An 18,748-nucleotide genomic window follows, 5' to 3' on the forward strand; every position below is an offset into this window, starting at 1 on the left:
CCTCCCTGGCGAGCATGCACCCTCCGTCCTCCACCCTCGCCGCGTGACACACCCTTGCCGGGTGACCTGGCTGTGGTGGGTCAGCGGCTGAGGATCTGCCTCATGACCCTCTCCAGGGTGGCCGCCGGGTCCTCGACGGGGTCGGGCGAGCGCCAGGCCACATATCCGTCGGGCCGGACCAGCACGGCGCCGCCCCTGTTGACGCCGTACACCTCCTGGAACCGTCCCTTCACGTCCATGAGCTCGGCATCGACGAGCAGCCGCGTGAGCTGCACGCCGAGCCGTTCCTTGACCTGGCGGCCGGCCTCCACCCAGGCCTGGCCCCCCTCCTTGGCGGCCAGCAGCACGAAGCCGGAGCCGAACAGGTCGATGGTGGAGATGCGCTGCCCCTGCCAGTCGAGCACCACGTGTGGGGCCCGGCTGCCGGGGCGCCCGTGCGGCACGCGGGGGTCCTCCAGGATCGAGCCGTCGTCGCCGGGTTCGTTCAGGATCGCCGTGGAGTGGTAGCGGTGTCCGATGAGCCCGGCCGCGGGGTCCATGAGGGGCTCCGGGTAGCCGTCACGGGCGCCGGGAGGCATGCGGACGCCCAGGTTGGCGAGCTGGGCGTCGGCCGTCATGGTGCCGATGGGGCGGCGTTCGGCGTCATACGTGTCGAGGAAGGCCGGGCCTGCCTGGCCCGTGATGACGAGCCACAGCCGCCAGGCCAGGTCGCAGCCGTCCTGGAGCGCCGTGCTGCCGCCCTGCCCGCCCGTGGGCGGCATGGTGTGGGCCGCGTCGCCGGCGAGGAACACCCGGCCGGCCCGATAGGTGTCGGCGACCACGTGCGCCAGGGCGAACGTCGTCGTGTCCAGGATGCGCACGTCCAGGTCCGGCCGGCCGGTCGCGATCCGCACCAGCTCGGCGCAGCGCTCGTCGGTGAAGTCGGCCGCGCTCTCGCCGTCGGCGTGGTTGACGCCCAGCACGTGCGCCCCCACGCCGGTGCCGGTCACGATGGCGCCGGTGAAGACGTCGTTCTGCAGATACCAGAGCGTGACCATACGATCCTCGACGAGCCCGGTCAGGTCGGCGTCGAACATGATCGAGCACATGTTGCCGAGAGTGCCCTTGCCCGAGGTGGGCACGCCGAGCATCCGGCGCACGGGGCTGCGATAGCCGTCGGCGGCCACCACGTAGTCCGCCCGCACGACGCGCTCGCCGTCCTCGCCGCGGATCAGCGCTGTCACGCCGTCCTCGTCCTGGTCGAGCGAGACCAGCTCGGTGGAGAAGCGCAGGTCGGCGCCCAGCGCCTCGGCCCTGTGACGCAACACCCGTTCGATCTCGGCCTGCGGCGCGCCCACGAGGGCGACGGGGGTGATGTCGGTCAGGAAGGCCAGCTCCTCGACCTCGTCCTCCATGATCATGTGAGGGTCCGGGTCGGCGAGATTCCTGGCGATGGCGATGCGCAGGTTCTCGCCGATGCCCGCCCAGATGTCGCTCAGCTCCTGCTCGATGCCCGGCACGGGGCGGAGCAGCTCGATCGCCCGCGGTCCGACGCCGAACGCCTTGGGCTGGATGGAGGTGCCAGGGTGCCGTTCGACCAAGGTGACCGGCACTCCGCGCCAGGCCAGGAGAGCCGCCGCGCTCAGCCCCGCATATCCGCCGCCGACCACGAGGATCGGCACCCGCTCTTGCTCCATTGCCCGCCACCTCCATAACACGTACTATCGCGTTGACGAGCAACACGATATGTCGCGTCCTTGGCGGCAGTCAAGATATATCTCGAATCTGGCTGCCGCTAGGCCCGTAAGGGGTCCCATGGCACACCGCAGCGGGTGAACAGGTCGATGAGCGCTTGAGCAGGAATGGCGCTCTGGCCCGGGTGACGCAGGGGCCGGCCTGGAACGATGGCATAGCGGTTACGGCGGCCCTCCCGCTCCCGCTCACATAGTCGGCGTCCAGCAGGTCGGTCACGATGCTCTGGGCGGCCCGTTCGGTAATGCCGACGCGCTCGGGATGTCACGGATCCGCACTTGGGGATCCGCCGCGATGATCGGCAGCACGCGGGCATGGTTGGTCAGGAATGTCCAGGTGAAGCGTTGATCGGATCCCTGTGACCGTCCCCTCGCCAGGAAGAGGAAGAGCCGGAACCCAGCACACACCTGAAGTTCGTATGCGGAAAACATCTTCAGGTGCTTTTCTGGGAGTTCCCCCCGCCTATGGCGGGTCGGTCATCTGTTCAGGCGATCGCTCGGCTCGCCTCTGGGTGGTGCCTGGACCTTCTCGATGGTCTCCTCCACCGATGACTCCACCTGGAACGCACGGCGCAGACCGGTGATCGTCCAAATGCGTTGCAAGCCCGTCCGGGGGCTCATGGCGTGGGAACGAGTGCGTTGGCCGCGATGACGTCGCGGTACCAGCGCCCCGAGGACTTGACGGTCCGCCTGCCGCTGTCGTGATCGACGTGGATCAGCCCGAAACGGTTCACGGGGTCGTCGAGCAGCGACCAGACGCTCCAGCCGCGCAGGTCGACGCCGGCGCGCAGCGCCTCGTGCGCGGCCCGCAGGTGGTCACGGATGTACGCGCGCCGGGCGGGGTCGTCGACGGCACCGTCGGCGATGACGGTGTCAGGGAAGGCTGCGCCGTTCTCGGCCACGTAGAGGGGCAGGTCGCCGTATCGGTCGCGGAGTGTGCACAGGGCGTTCTTCAGGCCGTCCGGGGCGATCTCCCAGCCCAGCGCGGTGACGGGTCCTGCGGGCTCGGTAACGTGCACGTCCAGCAGTTCGGCCAGGACGGTCTCCTGACGCTCGATCGCCGCCAGCTCGGCGATCCCGAGCTGGTCGAAGTCGTCGAAGGTCGCCTCTGGAGGTGCCTCGGGTGGCGCCGAGCCGGTGACGGCCAGGCGGAGGTAGTAGACGACGCCGAGGAAGTCGATCGGGGTGGAGGTGATGGCGAGGTCGCCGTCGGCGACCGGCGGCCAGTCGTGCCGTAGGCGTTCGGGCAGGTCGCCGGGGTAGGAGCCGAGCAGGACGGGGTCGAGGAAGAGCCGATTGAAGTAGCCGTCGGCGCGGCGGGCCGCGTCACGGTCGGGCAGGCTTGCTGAGGCCGGCCGGATGTCGGTCATCACGGTGCTGAGGCCGATCTCGCCGCGGGCGCGGCTCGCCCTGAACGCCTGCACCGCCAGGCCGTGCCCGAGCAGCAGGTGATGACCGGCGCGCAGCGCGGTACGCAGGTCCCGGACGCCCGGCCCGTCCTCGCCGATCACGTGACCCAGGTGGACGATCGACCATGGCTCGCAGACGGTGAGCCAGCGGGTGACACGGTCGCCCAGCCGGTCGTACATGATGGCCGCGTAGTCGGCGAACCAGCCGGCGCAGTCACGGTTCGCCCAACCGCCGCGATCCTGCAGGGCAGCCGGAAGGTCCCAGTAGTACAGGTAGGGGAAGGGTGTGATCCCCGCTTCCAGGAGGGTGTCGACGTAGGCGTCGTAGTGGTCGAGGGCTCGCCGGTTGAGCGTCCCCGTGCCCTCGGGGAGAACGCGCGGCCAGGAGAGCGAGAAGCGGAGGGACTGCAGGCCGATCTCCCGGGCCAGGCCCACGTCCTCCTTGAAGCGCCGGTAGTGCTCGATGCCTCGCTCCAGCGCCATGGCCGGGTAGCCGTTGCCGGGAGTGCCGGCGAAGGTGTGCTGGATCGAGGGTCCGGCGCCGTCGGCGAGCGGCGCGCCGTCCATGAGGAAACCGGCGGTGGACGCGCCCCAGAGGAAGTCGTCCGGGAACCGAGGGCTTTCGTCAAGATGCGCGTCGCGGGCGGCTGCTGGCATGCCTGGCTCCTTTGTTACGTAAGCGTATACACTTGAAATATATACACGAATGCAACAAGAGGGCAGGCCGATGAGCACCTCCGATTCCCCAAGGCTGGCGCGGGCCGAGCGGCGCGAGCAGATCCTCGCCACCGCCACCCCGATATTCGCCAGGGCCGGCCTGGCCGGGACGAGCCTGGACGACATCGCCGCGGCCGCCGGCGTCAGCCGCATGATTCTTTACCGGCACTTCGAGTCAAAGGACGACCTGTACCGCGCGGCGCTGCAGCGGGCCGCCGCCCACCTGGCTGAGGCCGTCGGCGACGAGCTCACCGAGGGCAGCGTCCAGGAGATGGCGCGCTGGGCCGCCGCCGATCCCGGCGCGTTCAGGCTGCTCTTCCACCAGGCCGCGCGAGAGCCGCGGTTCCGATCCGAGATCGACGAGCTGCGCGCGGGCATGGCGGAGGAGGTGCGCCGCAACCTCGCCGAGGTCGTCAACGATCCGCTCTGGGCGACATGGGCCGCGCAGCTCTGTCTGACGGTCACCGTCGAAGCCATCATGACCTGGCTGGACCTCGGCGCACCCGACCCGGTCGGCGCGGCCGCCCGCATTGACCGAGCGGCAAAAGCCGTCTTGTCGTCGGCGACGGAGTAGCGGGGGCGTTTGACACACCCGACCGGAAAGTCACGGTAAGCCGTTCAGCTCTGCTCTGCTGACGGGACTTCTCGTTCGTATGCTCGTCATGCCCTGCGTCGTCTCCCAGGCGTCCTCCACCTGGCGGTGCAGCAGCCCTGCGGGAGACGCCATCGAGTTCGCCAGCCGCGCGCGCCACGACGAGGTCTCGTGCAGCCCGATCGAGACGGTGAAGCGCTCGGAGGAACCATGGTCCTCATCCATGGCCCATCCTTCGCCCGGGGCAGACCGCGAGCAACCGAAAGCCGTCAGTTACCAGGCCAGAACAGGAGTGCAGCCGTACCTATGGAGCGATCGCGACGTCCAGGTCTGGCGGGTGTGCCGAATGTCCAGAACCCGCTGGGTGATGCGCCGGGCTGAGGGCCGCGGCGGGGCGCCGGCGCCAGAGGCGAATGCTTCCGCCGCCGCCCCCGACGAGATCAGGAGAGGTGGTGTTCCAAGGACTCCAGTTTCGACGTCATGCCGTCCGTGACGCCCTCTCTGAGGTCGGCCTTCAGCACCAGGCTCACGCGGGGAGCGACCTCCGCCACCGCGTCCACCGCCCGCTTGACGACGTCCATCACGTCGTCCCACTCGCCCTCGATCGTGGTGAACATGGCGTCGGTGCGGTTGGGCAGCCCGCTGGAGCGCACCACCTGGACGGCGCGGGCGACGGGCTCGGCGACCCCTTCGCCGACGCCCAGCGGCGTGATGGAGAATGCGACGATCACTGCGTGCCTCCTGCGGTGCACCCGGGCTTTCCGACGGACCTGGTCAGGAGCCGCTCCAGCCGCTCCCGTTCCTCCGCGCTTCGGCCCCGCCGGCCCTGCCGGCGGCGCCTGAGCTTGGAGGCCTCGATCCTAGCGGTGGCTTCGCGAAGAGCCACGACGCCGTCGAACGCCGTGGCCGCCGCTGACCATGCCGCCGACCGTCACCCGTGGCCGTGCTCTTCTTCCTCTTCCTCGCTGGGCCCCTCGGACGGCTCCACGCCGAGCACGGCCTCGCGCGGCTCGATCTCGGTGATGTGGTCGACGAGCTGCAGCACGTGGTCGGGTTCGATGAGCCACTGCAGCGCGGAGGCGCCGGAGTCGTCGGAGGTGACGAGCTCGGCCTGCTCGGTGCGCTCCTCCTCGGTGAGATCGGCGTCGGGGTGCCGGATCTCGGCCAGCGCCGCCGCCTGCAATGCGTCCACATCGAGCACCTCGACGGTCAGCTCGACCGTGAGACGCAGGAACTTCGGTTCATCACTCATGGCGATGATGTTAGGGGAGCTTCCACTCCACGGGGGCCGCACCTTGCTGAACCAGCGACTCGTTGGCGCGGCTGAACGGCCGCGAGCCGAAGAAACCGCTGCGGGCCGACAGGGGCGACGGGTGGGCGGACTCGACGCGCGGCACGTCGCCGAGCATGGGCGCCAGGTTGCGCGCGTCGCGGCCCCACAGGATGGCGACCATCGGCTTGTCGCGCGCGACGAGGGCGCGGATGGCCTGCTCGGTGACCTGCTCCCAGCCCTTGCCCCGGTGGGAGGCGGGCTTGCCGGGCATCACGGTCAGCACCCTGTTGAGGAGCAGCACGCCCTGCTCGGCCCACGGCGTGAGGTCGCCGTTGGCCGGCCGGGGGAGGCCGAGGTCGCTCTCCATCTCCTTGTAGATGTTGACCAGGCTGCCCGGCAGCGGCCGCACGTCGGGCGCGACCGAGAACGACAACCCGACGGGGTGGCCGGGCGTGGGGTAGGGGTCCTGGCCGACGATCAGCACCTTGACGTCGTCGAAGGGCTGACTGAAAGCACGCAGCACGTGCGCGCCGGCCGGGAGATAGTGTCGGCCCTCCGCGATTTCCCTGCGCAGGAACTCGCCCATCTGGGAGATCTGCGCGGCGACGGGCTCAAGCGCCCGCGCCCATCCGGCTTCGACGACTTCATGAAGGGGACGACCAGCCATGGCCGTGAAGCTTAGCCATGTCTGGTACGGCTTGCGGGCAAAACGCGGTCGCCGGCCGTACCGGAATGATCACGGTGCCCGCCTCCCCCCTCGGAAGGCGGGCACCCGCGAGGTCACTTGACCGAGCCGGCCATCATGCCCTGGACGAAGTACCGCTGGAACGCGAAGAACAGCACCAGCGGGATGATCAGCGACAGGAACGCGCCGGACGAGAGGATGTCGACGTTCGACCCGAACTGCCGCATCTGCGACTGCAGATATTTGGTCATCGGCTGGTTCCCGGTCTCGGCGAAGACCAGCGCGATGAGCATGTCGTTCCACACCCACAGGAACTGGAAGATGCCCAGCGAGGCGATAGCCGGCTTGCCCAGCGGGAAGACCACCGACGCGAAGATCTTCCACTCCGACGCGCCGTCCATCCGCGCCGCCTCCAGCAGCGAGCTGGGGATGCCGACGAAGAAGTTGCGGAGCAGGAAGATCGCGAACGGTAGCCCGAACGCCACGTGGAACAGCACCACGCCGACGATCGAGCCGAACATGTCGGCGGCGCCGTAGAGGGAGGCGACGGGGATCAACGCGATCTGGATCGGCACGATCAGCAGCCCGACGACGACGAGGAACGCGGCGTCGCGGCCGCGGAAGTCCATCCACGCGAACGCGTACGCCGCCATCGCCGCGATGCCGATCACCAGGACCGTGGCCGGCACCGTGATCAGCACCGTGTTCCAGAAGGACGCCGAGAAGCCGCTGCCCAGCAGGTTGGCGTAGTTCTGGAGGGTCAGCTCGGCCGGCTTGGTGAAGATCGTCCACCAGCCCTCGGCGTTGTTGACCTCCGACGTCCGCATGGAGACGACGAGCAGGCCCAGCGTCGGCACCAGCCAGAAGAGGCCGAGCAGCACCATCACGACCTGGACCGCCCCGCCGCCGAGGCGGTCGACGAGCCTGCCCGCGAGGCCCCTGCGCGGCGCTCCCGCCTTCGTTCCGGTCGGCGCCGTGACCGTTGCCGTGGTCATGTGCCCTCCCTGTCAGCTCGCGCGGCGACCGGCGTGCCGTGCCTGTCGATGGGCTCGTTCACGTGTCTTCCCTCCTGAACCTGCGGATGTTCATGATCATGAAGGGAAGGACCAGGATGAGCAGGAAGATGGCCAGCGCGCTGCCCAGGCCCTGGTTGTTGCCGCCGCCGAACGACACGCGCCACATCTCCAGCGCGACCACGTTCGCCTGTGGCTGGACCGAGGCCGGCGCGATGATGAAGACCAGGTCGAACACCTTCAGCGTATTGATGATCATCGTCACGAAGACGACGAGCAACACCGGCGAGAGCAGCGGCACCGTGATCTTGCGGAACACCTGCCACTCGGACGCGCCGTCGATGCGGGCCGCCTCCAGCGCGTCACGCGGGATCGCCGCCAGCCCGGCCGCGATCAGCACCATGGCGAAGCCGGCCCACACCCAGACGAACGCGCCGATGATCGCCGGGGTGATGAGGGTGGGGCCGAGCCAGCTCAGCCCGCCGTAGGCGGCCTCGAAGTTCGACGCGGGCAGCCGTACGACGTAGGAGCCGGCGGGCAGCCCCTCGAACCTGAAGGAGCCGTCCTCGGCCGTCGTCGCGGTCGCGGCGACCTGGCCGTCGCGCACCGCCTCGACGGTCATGCCGGGCAGGCCCTTCTCGGCGCCGTCGACCGCGTTGTTCGTGCCCCCGCCTCCGGGGGTGAAGTCGAACCACACGGTGCCCGAGAGCCCGTCGCCCGCGGCGGGGGCCTTGGCGGGCTGCGCGTCGCCCGGCAGCAACTCCGGCTTGACGCCCACGATGGGGACCAGCACCGGCTGACCCGCCTGGGCGGGCTGCTTGGTGACGACCGCGCCGCCCTGTTCGGCGATCGGGGACTCGTCGCCCTCGCGCGGACGGGCCTCCGGATAGCCCTGCGAGGAGGAGAACGTGTCGTGCACCGTGGTGAGCACGGCGTTGGCCAGGCCCTTGTCGGGGCTCTCCTCGTAGACGAGACGGAAGATCACGCCGGCGGCCATCAGCGAGACGGCCATCGGCATGAACACGATCAGCTTGAACGCCGTGGCCCACCTGATCCGCTCGGTCAGCACCGCGAAGATCAGGCCGATCGTGGTGACCACGATGGGCGCGACCACCACCCAGATCAGGTTGTTGCGGATGGTGGTGAGGGTGCCGGCGTCGGTGAAGATCGTGGTGTAGTTGCCCAGCCCCACGAATCCGGTGCCCGTCGCGTCGAACAGGCTCCTGAAGATGGAGTAGGCGATCGGATAGATCACCCAGATGCCCAGCAGCAGCGCCGCCGGGAGGAGGAAGGCGATGGCGACCGCCGGGGAGGGGCCGAGGCGTCGCTTGCGTTGGGGGGTTTCAGCCGGTCCGGTGGAGGGACCGCCCGCGTCCTCCGCGGGCGGGCCCTGCGGGCCGTCCAACCGTTCGGTCACGGCCTTACCTCTTTACTTCCAGGCCTTCTTGGCCTCGGCTTCGAGCGCCTCCTGGGCGCCCTTGACGTCGGTCGGGTCGCGCAGGAAGTCCTGCAGCACCTTCCACTCGCCCTTGCCGTCGGTGCCGCCGAACGCGCTCGGCGCCAGGTCGGACATGTCGTAGCGGACGGTGTCACCGGCCGAGACGATCGTCTGGCCGAGCTGCTTGGTCAGCTCGTCGGGGTAGTTGTCGGGGGAGACGTTCTTGTTGGGCGACAGGTAGCCGGGCAGCTTGGCCCAGACCTCGCCGCCCTCCTTGGAGGCCAGGAACTGCAGCAGGGCCATGGCGCCGGGGGAGTCCTTCATGGCCACCGCGACGTCGCCGCCGAGCACGACCGGAGCGGTGTCACCGACCTTGGGGAACGGGAAGTATTTCGCCTCCTCGCCGACCTTGGCGCCCGACTGGTCGGCCTCGACGGCCACGAAGTCGGCCTCGATGACCATGGCGGCCTTCTTGGTGCCGTAGACCTTGCTCACGCAGGTGGGGAAGTCGGTCTGCATGGTGCCGGAGACGCCGTCGACCAGGAACTCCTTCTTGCCCACGATCTGCTGGATCTTCTCCAGCGCGGTGGCCACGGTGGGGTCGGTCCACGGGATCTCGTGCTTGGAGAGCTTGTCGTAGTTCTCTGGGCCCGCGGTGGAGAGGTAGACGTTCTCGAACAGGTCGGTCAGCGTCCAGCCGGAGGCGCCGCAGAAGGAGAACGGCGGCGTGCCGGAGTCGGCGACGGTCTGCGCGGCCTTGACCAGTTCGTCCCAGTTGGTCGGCGCCTGTACGCCCGCATCCTCGAACGCCTGCGAGCGGTACCAGACCAGCGACTTGTGCGCCGCCTTGATCAGCACGCCGTACACCTTGTCGTCGGCGGAGCCGAGCTCCTTCCAGTAGGGGGTGTAGTTGGTGTCGATCTCCTTGATGACGGCGTCGTTCAGCGGCTTGAGCGCGTCCTGGTCGGCGTACTGCTGGACCAGGCCGGGCTGCGGCAGGATCGCCACGTCGGGCGGGTTGCCGCCCTGGATGCGGGGGCCGAGGTAGGCGCCGGTGTCCTCGCCGGTGGAGGCGTAGGTGACCTTGGCTCCCGTCTTGTCGGTAAAGGCCTTGAGCACCTCCTCGAAGTTCTTCTGCTCGGCCCCGGTCCACTTGGCGGCGACCTCGAGCGACACGCCTTCGAGCGTCTTGTCGCCGCCGGTGGCCGGCGCCGACCCCGAGGCGGTGGGCTCCGTCGTCGTCGGTGCGTTGCCGCAGGCGGCGACCGCTACCGCGAGCCCGGCCAGGATCGCTGCTGCTCTGCTTCTTCGCATGGCTGCCTCACTGGGTTCTGATGATCTCTTCGAGTTCGGACTTCATGGAGGCCGCGACGTCGTCGGCGGACTCGGTGGCAGGGTTGGCGAGGGCCTTGGCGACCGAGCTGGCGATCACCAGGCTCAGCTGGTTGTAGTTGGCGCTGACCGGCCGTGTCCTGGCGGCGAGAATGCTCTCCTTGAGCACCGGCAGGTAGGGGAAGCGCTTGATCAAGGCAGGGTCGTCGTAGAGCTCGGTCCACACGGGCGGGAACGAACCCTCGGTGAGCACCCGGCGTTCGTTTTCCAGGCTCGTGAAATAGCGGATGAACTCCTGCGCGGTGTGCTGGTGTTTGGAGAAGGCGCTGATGGCCAGGTTGACGCCGCCCAGCGTGCTCGACCCCGGCCCGTCGAGCCCGGGCAGCCTGGTCACCGCGACCTTGCCGCCCAGCTCGGCCTTGGCGGGGCCGTACGCGTGGGGCCAGTTGCGGGCGAAGGCCAGCCTGCCCTCCTGGAAGGCCAGGCGCGACTCCTCCTCCTTGTAGTTCAGCGACTCTTCGGGGATCCAGCCCTCGCGTAGCCCCTGGAGCAGGAAGTCGAGGGCGGTCTCGCCCTGGGCGGGGTCGAGGGTCACCTCTTTGCCGTCGCGGCTGACGATCTGGCCGCCGGCTGACTGCACGGCCTCGCTGAAGTTGACCGTGAGCCCTTCGTACGCCAGGAACTGCCCGGCATAGCCATCTATGTCATGCTTTTTCGTGATCTTTCGTGCTTGGTCGCGAAGCTCGGCCCACGTCCTCGGCGGCTCGCCGACCAGGTCGGTCCGGTAGTAGAGCAGCCCCGCGTTGCTCGTGTAGGGGGCGGCCCAGAGTTTGCCCTTGTAGACAGCCGTCTCCACGACCGGCGGCAGGAGCCTGTCGAGCGGGAACAACCCGCGCTCCAGGGGGATGATCCAGCCGTTCTCCGCGAATTCGGCGGTCCACACCACGTCGAGCCCGAGCACGTCGTAACGGCTGCTCTGGGCCTGGAGGTTGGCCACCATCTGGGCACGTTGTTCGTCGGCGGCCTCGGGCAGCTCCAGCAGCGTCACCTTCTCGGCCGGATGGGCCTGGTTCCAGCGGTCCAGCAAGGGCTGCAGGTATGCCGTGGTGTCGCGTCCGGTGGCGAACGTGATGGGCCCCGTGCCGCCCGTCCCGGTCGCGCCGCCGCTTTCGTCGCCCGCCACCGTGCACCCGGCCGTGAGGATCACGGCCAGCAGGAGCGCGAGCGGGCGAAACACTCTGTTTCCTCCGTGTGTTCAGAGGGTTTACATACGTGTTAGGTAGATGCATTCATGTTATGCACAGCGGTAATCTGTAGGTCAACGGATATCTTCGTAACGCATGCGTAACACAGCGGGGAGGTGGGCGGTGCGGCTTCACCTGCTGGCGCTCCTGGCGAAAGAGCCGGCTCACGGCTACGAGCTCAAACAAGCTCTCGAGCAGACTTTCGGCAGTGCCTATCCATCCCCCAACATCGGCCAGATATACGTGACGCTCGGCAGGCTGGAGAAGGACGGCCTGGTCAGGGCGGTGGGCGTCGAGCAGTCCAACCGGCCCAACAAGAAGGTCTACTATCTGACGGCCAAGGGCCGCGAGCACCTCACCACCTGGGTCGACGAGCCCACCGAGGGTCCCAGGGTGCGCGACGAGTTCTTCATGAAGCTCGTCCTCGCCCCGCTGACCGGCATCGCCGACCGTATGGCGCTGATCAACAGGCAGCGCCGCCACTATCTGTCGCTCATGAGCGACCTCAACGACCTCCTCAGCCGCACGTCCCCGTCCGATCGGGTGGCGATGTTGCTCATCGAGGGCGCCATGCTCCACCTCCAGGCGGATCTTGACTGGCTGGAGCGTTGCCAGGAGGATCTGGCATGAGCGCCGTACTGAAAACGGTCAATCTGGTCAAAATTTACCAGGATGGTGCCATCCCAGTGCCCGCCGTGCGCGGGGTGGATCTGCAGGTCGAGCCGGGCGAGTTCGTCGCGATCATGGGTCCCTCCGGCTCGGGCAAGTCCACGCTCGTCCACATGCTGGGCGGGCTCGATGCCAGGACCAGCGGCGAGATCTGGCTCGACGGCAAGCGCGTCGACACCCTCTCCGAGAGCGCGTGGGCGCTGCTGCGGCGCAAGAAGATCGGGTTCGTCTTCCAGTTCTTCAACCTCGTCGCCAACATGACTGTCGGCGACAACGTCGAGCTGCCCGCCCTGCTGGCCGGGGTCTCGCCCAAGGTGGCGCGCGAGCGCAGGGAGAGCCTGCTCGGCGCGCTCGACCTGACCGACAGGGCCGACGCCGCGCCCGCCCAGCTCTCCGGCGGCGAGCAGCAGCGGGTGGCGCTGGCCAGGGCGCTGGCCAACCAGCCCAGCCTGCTGCTGGCCGACGAGCCCACGGGCAACCTCGACAGCCGCAACACGCGCGACGTGCTCCGCCTGCTCGGCAAGGTGCACAAGGAGGGCCAGAGCATCGTCATGGTCACCCACGACGCCCGGGTGGCCGCCCTGGCCGACCGGGTGGTCGCGCTGTTCGACGGGGAGATCGTCGACGACGGCCGCATCGCCCGCAGGCGCACGGGCACCGCCGGCGAGGTCATCGACCTCCGATGAGCGACCGATGAGCACCGCGCTGGCGGGCAGCCGGTGGGTCAGGGCCGACCTGCGGGCCAGGAAGGGCCAGGCGGTGCTGACGGTGCTCGCCGTGGCGGGCATCGTGGCCGCGCTGATCACCGCGGCCACCCTGCTGGAGGACGGCACCAACCCGTGGCGGAGCCTGTCGGCCCAGAGCGACGGCGCCCATGTGTGGTTCTACACCGGTGACAGCCCCGAGGTCGCTCTTGGGGCCATCGACGGCGTGACGCAGATCGCGGGCCCGTACCGCTCGGCGCCCGTGACCGTGGGCCAGGACGGCAAGCGGGAGCCCGCGGCGTTGCGCGCGATGCCGGCCACGCCGGCGCGGGTGGCGCACCCGCTGGTGGCCGAGGGCAACTGGCTCGACCCCGCGCAGCCGGACGGCGTGGTCGTCGAACGGTCCTTCGCGTCCTCGCTGCGGTTGCGGGTCGGCGCGCCTTTCACGATCATCGCGCTCAGTGGTGAGCGCCACACCCTGTACGTACGCGGCATCGCCGACACCGCCGAGCACGGCTTCTACCCCGAGTGGACGCCGGGCCTGGCCTACGTACTGCCCGAGATGCTCGACCGGATCGAGCCCATGCTGGGCCGCAGCGAGTGGGTGACCGGGCTGCGCCTGGCCGATCCCGACGCCGCGCAGGTCGTCTCCCAGCGCGTGGTCGTCATGCTGGAGGACCAGCTCCAGCGCGTCTACACCTGGCGCGAGGTCAGGGGCGCCATGGAGCTGGACAACCGGCTGCTCGGCATGCTGCTGGCGTTGTTCGGGGTGGTCGGGCTGGTGGCGGCCGCGCTCGCGCTGGCCAACGCGGCCGGCGGCCGGGTGCTCGGCCAGCTGCGCGACCTGGCCACGCTCAAATCGATGGGCTTCACCAGGGGCCAGATCACGCTGCTGCTGGTGGTCGAGCACGGCGCGCTCGGCCTGCTCGGGGTCGCGCTCGGCGCGCTGGCGGGCTGGGGGGTGATGGCGGCGGTGCTCGGCCCGACCTCCGTGGCGCTGGTGCCGGTGCTGGCCATCGTCGCGGGCACCGCGCTGGTGGTGCTGGCCGCGGTGGGGCTGCCCGCGTGGCGCGGGGGCCGCACTCCGCCGATCCCCGCGGCGCCCGCCTCGCCGCCGCGCGGCCACCTGTCCAGGCTGGCCAGGCTCGCCCTCCTCGTACGCCTCCCGCCCGCCCTCGTCCTCGGCACCAGAGACGCCTTCACGAGGCGCGTGCCGGCGTTCCTGACGGCGTTCGGGCTGGCCGTGCCGATGATGATGATCACGATCGGCCTCGGCGTGTGGGCCACGCTCGACAACTTCCTCAGCCATCCCGAGCAGGTCGGCCAGCACGCCGGCCTGTACGTCAGGCCGGGCAAGCTGGAGGCGGCCGAGGCCAGGCGCATCGCCGGGCGCGACAGGGACGTGGCCGCCGTCTATCCGGGCACCGACGTGAACGCCCTGGCGCCGGGGGAGGCCCGCTCGCTGCGGGTGCGGGCCGTCGGCAGCTCCACGGAGCCCTACCCGTTTCCCGTGGTCGAGGGACGCAGGTATGCCCGTCAGGGCGAGGCCGTGGCCGGGCAGGGTCTGCTCGACCTGCTCGGGATCAAGATCGGCGACCGGGTGCGGCTGACCGTGGGCGGTTCGCCGCTGATCGTCAGGATCGTCGGCAGGACCGTCGAGCCCGACCAGGACGGCGTGGTGCTCTCGGTGGGGCTGGACAGCCTGGCCGCCAAGGACTCCGTGCCGCCGGAATACTACGCGCTCGCGCTCAGGCCGGGCGCCGACCGGGCGGAGGTGCGCGCCCGGCTGCTGGCCGCGTCGGCCGAGGGCCTGGACGTGCAGGCCGCGGTCAACCCGGCGGACCGCCTGTCGATCATCAGGGCCGTGATCGTGGCGCTGAGCGCCGTGCTGGCCCTGATCGGCCTGGCCAACCTGCTCACCGCGAGCGCGCTCGGCCTGCGTGACCACGCCTTCGACCTGGCCGTGCTGAAGGCCATGGGCCTGACGCCCCGGCAGGTCATGGCCACGCTCGTGACCGGCACCGGGCTGCTGGTCGTGCTCGGCGTCGGCGCGGGCGCCGCCGCGGGCGCCTCCGTCGTCACGGGGCTGATCGACCTGCAGGGCCACACCAGCGGCGTGGGGGCCGGCATCGGGCGGCCGCCCTCGCCGCTGACGCTGGCCGTCGCCGTGGTGATCGCCGTGGGCGCGGCCCTCGCGGTCGCGCTGATCCCGGCCCGCCGCGCGGCCCGCGCCCAGGTGCCCGTCACCGCGCGCTGACGGGCCCGCTCACCGAGCCCGCCCGCGCGGACTCCTCCCGCTTCAGCGCGAACCAGTAGAACCCGTGCCCCGGCAGCGTGAGCAGGTAGGGCAGCTCGCCGATCGGCGGGAACCGCACCCCGCCGCGCGCCTCGACGGGGATCATGCCCTCGAAACGGCGCAGGTCGAGCTCGACCGGTTGCGGGAACTTCGACAGGTTGTTGACGCACAACATCGCGTCGTCGCGGTCCTCGCGCACGTAGGTGAGCACCGAGGGGTTCGACGACCACATTTCGGTGTACGCCCCGACGCCGAACACCGGGTGCCTGCGCCGGATCTCCAGCATCTTGCGGGTGAAGTGCAGCAGTGAGCCCTCATGGCGCTGCTGGGCCTCCACGTTGACCGCCTGGAAGCCGTAGATCGGGTCCATGACCGCGGGCAGGTAGAGGCGTCCGGGGTCGGCGTTGGAGAACCCGGCGTTGCGGTCGGGGCTCCACTGCATCGGCGTACGGACCGAGTCGCGGTCCTCCAGCCAGATGTTGTCGCCCATGCCGATCTCGTCGCCGTAGTAGATGACCGGCGAGCCCGGCAGGCTCAGCAGCAGCGCCGTGAACAGCTCGATCCGGTCCCTGTCGTTCTCGAGCAGCGGGGCGAGCCGGCGCCGGATGCCGAGGTAGGCCCGCATGCGCGGGTCCTTGGCATATTCGTTGTGCATGTAGTCGCGTTCTTCCTCGGTCACCGTCTCGAGCGTGAGCTCGTCGTGGTTGCGCAGGAAGATGCCCCACTGGGCCGTCTCGGGAAGCTTCGGCGTGCGCGACATGATCTCGGAGATCGGCTCGCGGGTCTCCTTCTTCACCGCCATGTAGATGCGCGGCATCAGCGGGAAGTGGAAGGCCATGTGGCACTCGTCGCCGCCCGTGGTGGGGTCGCCGAAGTATTCGACGACGTCCTCGGGCCAGCCGTTGGCCTCGGCCAGCAGCACCCGGTCGGGGTAGAGCCGGTCGACCTCAGCGCGGATCTTCTTCAGGTAGGCGTGCGTCTCCGGCAGCCCGGCGCAGGCCGTGCCCTCGCGCTCGAACAGGTAGGGGACCGCGTCCAGCCGGAACCCGTCGATGCCGAGGTCGAGCCAGAACCGCAGCACCTCCAGCATCGCCTCCTGCACGGCAGGGTTGTCATAGTTGAGGTCCGGCTGGTGGTGGAAGAACCGGTGCCAGTAGTACTGCTTGCGCACCGGGTCGTAGGTCCAGTTGGACTCCTCGGCGCCGACGAAGATGATCGGCGCGTCCGGATAGGCGCCGGGGTGGTCGGACCACACGTAGAAGTCGCCGTACGGCCCCTCGGGATCGTGCCGGGACGCCTGGAACCAGGGGTGCCGATCGCTCGTGTGGTTCATCACGAGGTCGGTGATGATCCGCAGGCCGCGCTCGTGCGCCCGCTCGATCAGCTGGACGAAATCGCCCAGATCGCCGAAGTCCGGCAGGATCTTCATATAGTCCGAAATATCGTAACCGCCGTCGCGCAGCGGCGACTCGTACAGCGGCAGCAGCCACAGGCAGTCCACGCCAAGCCACTCGAGATAGCCGAGCTTCTCGATGAGACCGCGCAGGTCGCCGGTGCCGTCGCCGTTGGAGTCATTGAACCCCCGGACGAGGACCTCGTAGAACACCGCCCGCTTGTACCAGCCCGGATCCTCCGAGACGAACGCCTCGGAGATCGGCTCCGGTGTTGGGGATGCGTTGATCATATGTCGCTCACAGGAAGAGATGTGGGCAGGACGAAGTCACCGGTTACCCCGGCGTTCTTATCTGGTGACCGCGCCGCCTGGAGTCGTCATCCCTGCGAACTCCATGCCCATGAACGAGACCGGATTTGTGATCTGGTGCCCGTTTGTGCGGCGCTTACGGGCCGAACACTACCAGCCCGTTGGCTTTCCGGAACCCGCTTCTGCTGTGCCGGGTTGATACCCGAGCGATCTGTATGTAATCACCCTGTTACCCAGAGTTCACTAAAAAGGTGGAGCGACGTCCGAGAGGTCGTTCTCGAAGTCGCTCAGCCAGAGCCCGAAAAGCACCAAACCACGCACCCAGAAACGATCGTTCCACCCGTTGAACCTGGTCAGCGCGTCAGGGCCACCCGCGACCACCTCGTGCAGCTCATCCGACAGCAGGCTCGGGACCCGGCTCACCAGGGTCTCCAGCATCCGGTGCGAATAATTTCGGGCAGGAACGGCCGTCGACCGCAGCGGCACCCGCCGCAGCGGCTGCTTGACGACGTTGGTCGACGGCAGCGCGGCGACCCGCGGATTGGCCGCGTACAACACCTCGCGGTAGAAGCGGCCCTTGTCCTTACGGGCCACGCCGACAGAGAGCGCCGCGTCGAAGAAACCCGGATGGATGAACGGCGCCGCGAACGACGCCTCAGGGCCCACCAGGTTGACCACCGAGCGCGCGATGCCCCGCACGGTCCTGGTGTGCAGCACCGACAGCGGCAGCTCGGCCCGGTGCCCGTGGAGCATGGACGTGGCCGCCAGGAACTGCTCGCGGACGGTCTCCTCCATCCACTCCGCCGCCGCCTTGGACAGGAACGGCTGCGACGGCGCGCCCAGCGACAGCGACCTCAGCACGGCGGCCGAGCGCTCGGCCTGGGTCCTGGCCTCCAGGGCGGCCCCGCTGACCATGAAGTTCTTCAGCAGCGGCCCGCCCGCCAGGCCGTCGATCAGCATGCGGCCGGAGCCGTGCACCTCCTTGGCGAAGGGGGCGTACCAGGCGTGGTGGGGCGTCAGATATTCGAGCCTGCGGGCCACGTCGGCCGCGTCGGCGGGATAGTCGGCGGCGTCCTGAGTGATCATCCGGTGCGGGATGCCCAGCTCCCTGGTGATCGACTGGGCGAACGCGATGTCGGTGTCGGTGCCGTCGTCGGGGCTGGTGGTCCACGACTCGACGTCGGCCCCGCGGGCCTGGGCCACGCTCGCCAGCAGGCGCGAGTCGTAACCGCCGCTGACCGGCACGAGCAGCTTGCGCCCTTCGTAGCCGGCGTACACGTCGTGCAGCAGCTCCACGATCTCGTGAGGGCTGATCCACGCCTCGTAGGGCTCGGTGCGCAGCCAGCGCGGCAGCCTGCGCTCGATCATCGGCCTGTCGTGCTCGAACACCAGCGCGCTCGATCCCGGCAGGCGCTTGACCTCGGTGTACGGGGTCGCCTCGCCCATCGGGAACGTCGCCTGGATGATCGAGGCCCACGCCGCCCAGTCGATCTCGATCGGCACCAGGCTGAGCAGCGGCTGGATGAGGGACGAGAAGTAGACCGCGTCGCCGTGGCGCACGTAGTAGACGTCGACCAGCCCCAGGGCCCCCGTGTGGAGCGTCACCCGGTGGCCGTCGCCGATCAGGCCCGGTGTCTCGTACGTCTCCGCTACCGCCATCCAGTCGTCTGGCCCGGCGGGCTTGCGCTCGCCCCAGGAGAACGCGAACGCCCCGCCGGCGCGGTGGTAGGGCGGCAGCGGCGTGGAGCTGAACAGTGCGGCCTCGCCCGTCTGGAGCGCCGGCCGGACCTTCGGGCCCGCGGCGGCCAGCTTGCCGAGCATGGCGGTGTCGATCCGGCCGAGAGCGCCGCATACGTAGGGCCGCACGTTGAACTGCACCGGATCTCATCCCTTCGAGACGCTTCCTGCAAAAGAGTATCCTTTGCCGGGCCGAGAGAGCGGAGG

16 protein-coding genes are annotated in these 18,748 nt (G+C 69.4%); 4 read left to right on the forward strand and 12 right to left on the reverse strand.

Features of this window, described 5'->3' with window-relative positions; all coding sequences use genetic code 11:
* Positions 1-80: 80 nt before the first annotated feature.
* Both E1294_RS34390 and E1294_RS34400 read right to left on the reverse strand, forming a co-directional pair.
* The gene (locus E1294_RS34390; protein WP_132515147.1) at positions 81-1,676 is read right to left on the reverse strand and encodes an FAD-dependent monooxygenase; all 1,596 of its coding nucleotides are present in this window, start codon (positions 1,674-1,676) and stop codon (positions 81-83) included.
* 671 nt (positions 1,677-2,347) lie between these two features.
* On the reverse strand, positions 2,348-3,796 hold the full coding sequence (locus tag E1294_RS34400; protein ID WP_132515148.1) for a glycoside hydrolase family 1 protein: 1,449 nt from the start codon (positions 3,794-3,796) through the stop codon (positions 2,348-2,350).
* Positions 3,797-3,866: 70 nt separating this feature from the next.
* Between E1294_RS34400 and E1294_RS34405 the strand changes: the two genes are divergently transcribed.
* The gene (locus E1294_RS34405) at positions 3,867-4,430 is read left to right on the forward strand and encodes a TetR/AcrR family transcriptional regulator (protein ID WP_132515149.1); all 564 of its coding nucleotides are present in this window, start codon (positions 3,867-3,869) and stop codon (positions 4,428-4,430) included.
* A 30-nt stretch (positions 4,431-4,460) separates the two neighbouring features.
* Here E1294_RS34405 and E1294_RS34410 read toward each other — a convergent pair whose 3' ends face one another.
* The 8 genes from E1294_RS34410 to E1294_RS34445 form a co-directional block, all read right to left on the reverse strand.
* Entirely contained in the window at positions 4,461-4,673 is a 213-nt protein-coding gene (locus E1294_RS34410) for a hypothetical protein (RefSeq protein WP_132515150.1), read from the reverse strand.
* Between the two features lie 215 nt (positions 4,674-4,888).
* Entirely contained in the window at positions 4,889-5,179 is a 291-nt protein-coding gene (locus E1294_RS34415) for an MTH1187 family thiamine-binding protein (RefSeq protein WP_132515151.1), read from the reverse strand.
* Between the two features lie 200 nt (positions 5,180-5,379).
* Complete coding sequence (locus tag E1294_RS34420; RefSeq protein WP_132515152.1) at positions 5,380-5,700, reverse strand: hypothetical protein; 321 nt, start codon at positions 5,698-5,700, stop codon at positions 5,380-5,382.
* A 10-nt stretch (positions 5,701-5,710) separates the two neighbouring features.
* Positions 5,711-6,388: a uracil-DNA glycosylase gene (locus tag E1294_RS34425; protein ID WP_132515153.1), complete on the reverse strand. Its 678-nt coding sequence runs from the start codon at positions 6,386-6,388 to the stop codon at positions 5,711-5,713.
* A 113-nt stretch (positions 6,389-6,501) separates the two neighbouring features.
* Positions 6,502-7,401, reverse strand: a complete 900-nt coding sequence (locus E1294_RS34430; protein WP_132515154.1) for a carbohydrate ABC transporter permease — start codon at positions 7,399-7,401, stop codon at positions 6,502-6,504.
* A gap of 58 nt (positions 7,402-7,459) precedes the next feature.
* The gene (locus tag E1294_RS34435) at positions 7,460-8,836 is read right to left on the reverse strand and encodes an ABC transporter permease subunit (protein WP_132515155.1); all 1,377 of its coding nucleotides are present in this window, start codon (positions 8,834-8,836) and stop codon (positions 7,460-7,462) included.
* Between the two features lie 12 nt (positions 8,837-8,848).
* Positions 8,849-10,171, reverse strand: coding sequence for an ABC transporter substrate-binding protein (locus E1294_RS34440; protein WP_132515156.1), 1,323 nt, complete (start codon positions 10,169-10,171; stop codon positions 8,849-8,851).
* Positions 10,172-10,178: 7 nt separating this feature from the next.
* Entirely contained in the window at positions 10,179-11,426 is a 1,248-nt protein-coding gene (locus E1294_RS34445; RefSeq protein WP_246083492.1) for an ABC transporter substrate-binding protein, read from the reverse strand.
* A gap of 103 nt (positions 11,427-11,529) precedes the next feature.
* On the opposite strand from E1294_RS34445, the gene E1294_RS34450 reads away from it, so the two are divergent.
* From E1294_RS34450 to E1294_RS34460, 3 genes are read left to right on the forward strand one after another with little or no spacing between them, the layout of a single operon-like run.
* Positions 11,530-12,063: a PadR family transcriptional regulator gene (locus tag E1294_RS34450; protein ID WP_246083493.1), complete on the forward strand. Its 534-nt coding sequence runs from the start codon at positions 11,530-11,532 to the stop codon at positions 12,061-12,063.
* The gene (locus tag E1294_RS34455; protein ID WP_132515157.1) at positions 12,060-12,788 is read left to right on the forward strand and encodes an ABC transporter ATP-binding protein; all 729 of its coding nucleotides are present in this window, start codon (positions 12,060-12,062) and stop codon (positions 12,786-12,788) included. Before E1294_RS34450 ends, E1294_RS34455 begins: the two co-directional genes overlap by 4 nt.
* 7 nt (positions 12,789-12,795) lie before the next feature.
* Entirely contained in the window at positions 12,796-15,063 is a 2,268-nt protein-coding gene (locus E1294_RS34460) for an ABC transporter permease (RefSeq protein ID WP_132515158.1), read from the forward strand.
* Here E1294_RS34460 and treS read toward each other — a convergent pair.
* Together treS and E1294_RS34470 are read right to left on the reverse strand one after the other, a co-directional pair.
* Positions 15,050-16,786 (reverse strand): maltose alpha-D-glucosyltransferase, encoded by a 1,737-nt coding sequence (treS, locus tag E1294_RS34465; protein ID WP_132515159.1) that lies wholly within the window; start codon positions 16,784-16,786, stop codon positions 15,050-15,052. The two genes, E1294_RS34460 and treS, sit on opposite strands and share 14 nt — an antisense overlap.
* Before the next feature lie 261 nt (positions 16,787-17,047).
* On the reverse strand, positions 17,048-18,682 hold the full coding sequence (locus tag E1294_RS34470; RefSeq protein ID WP_132515160.1) for an asparagine synthetase B family protein: 1,635 nt from the start codon (positions 18,680-18,682) through the stop codon (positions 17,048-17,050).
* Positions 18,683-18,748: the final 66 nt, after the last annotated feature.

The organism is Nonomuraea diastatica, assembly GCF_004349015.1.
Taxonomy (GTDB): domain Bacteria; phylum Actinomycetota; class Actinomycetes; order Streptosporangiales; family Streptosporangiaceae; genus Nonomuraea; species Nonomuraea diastatica.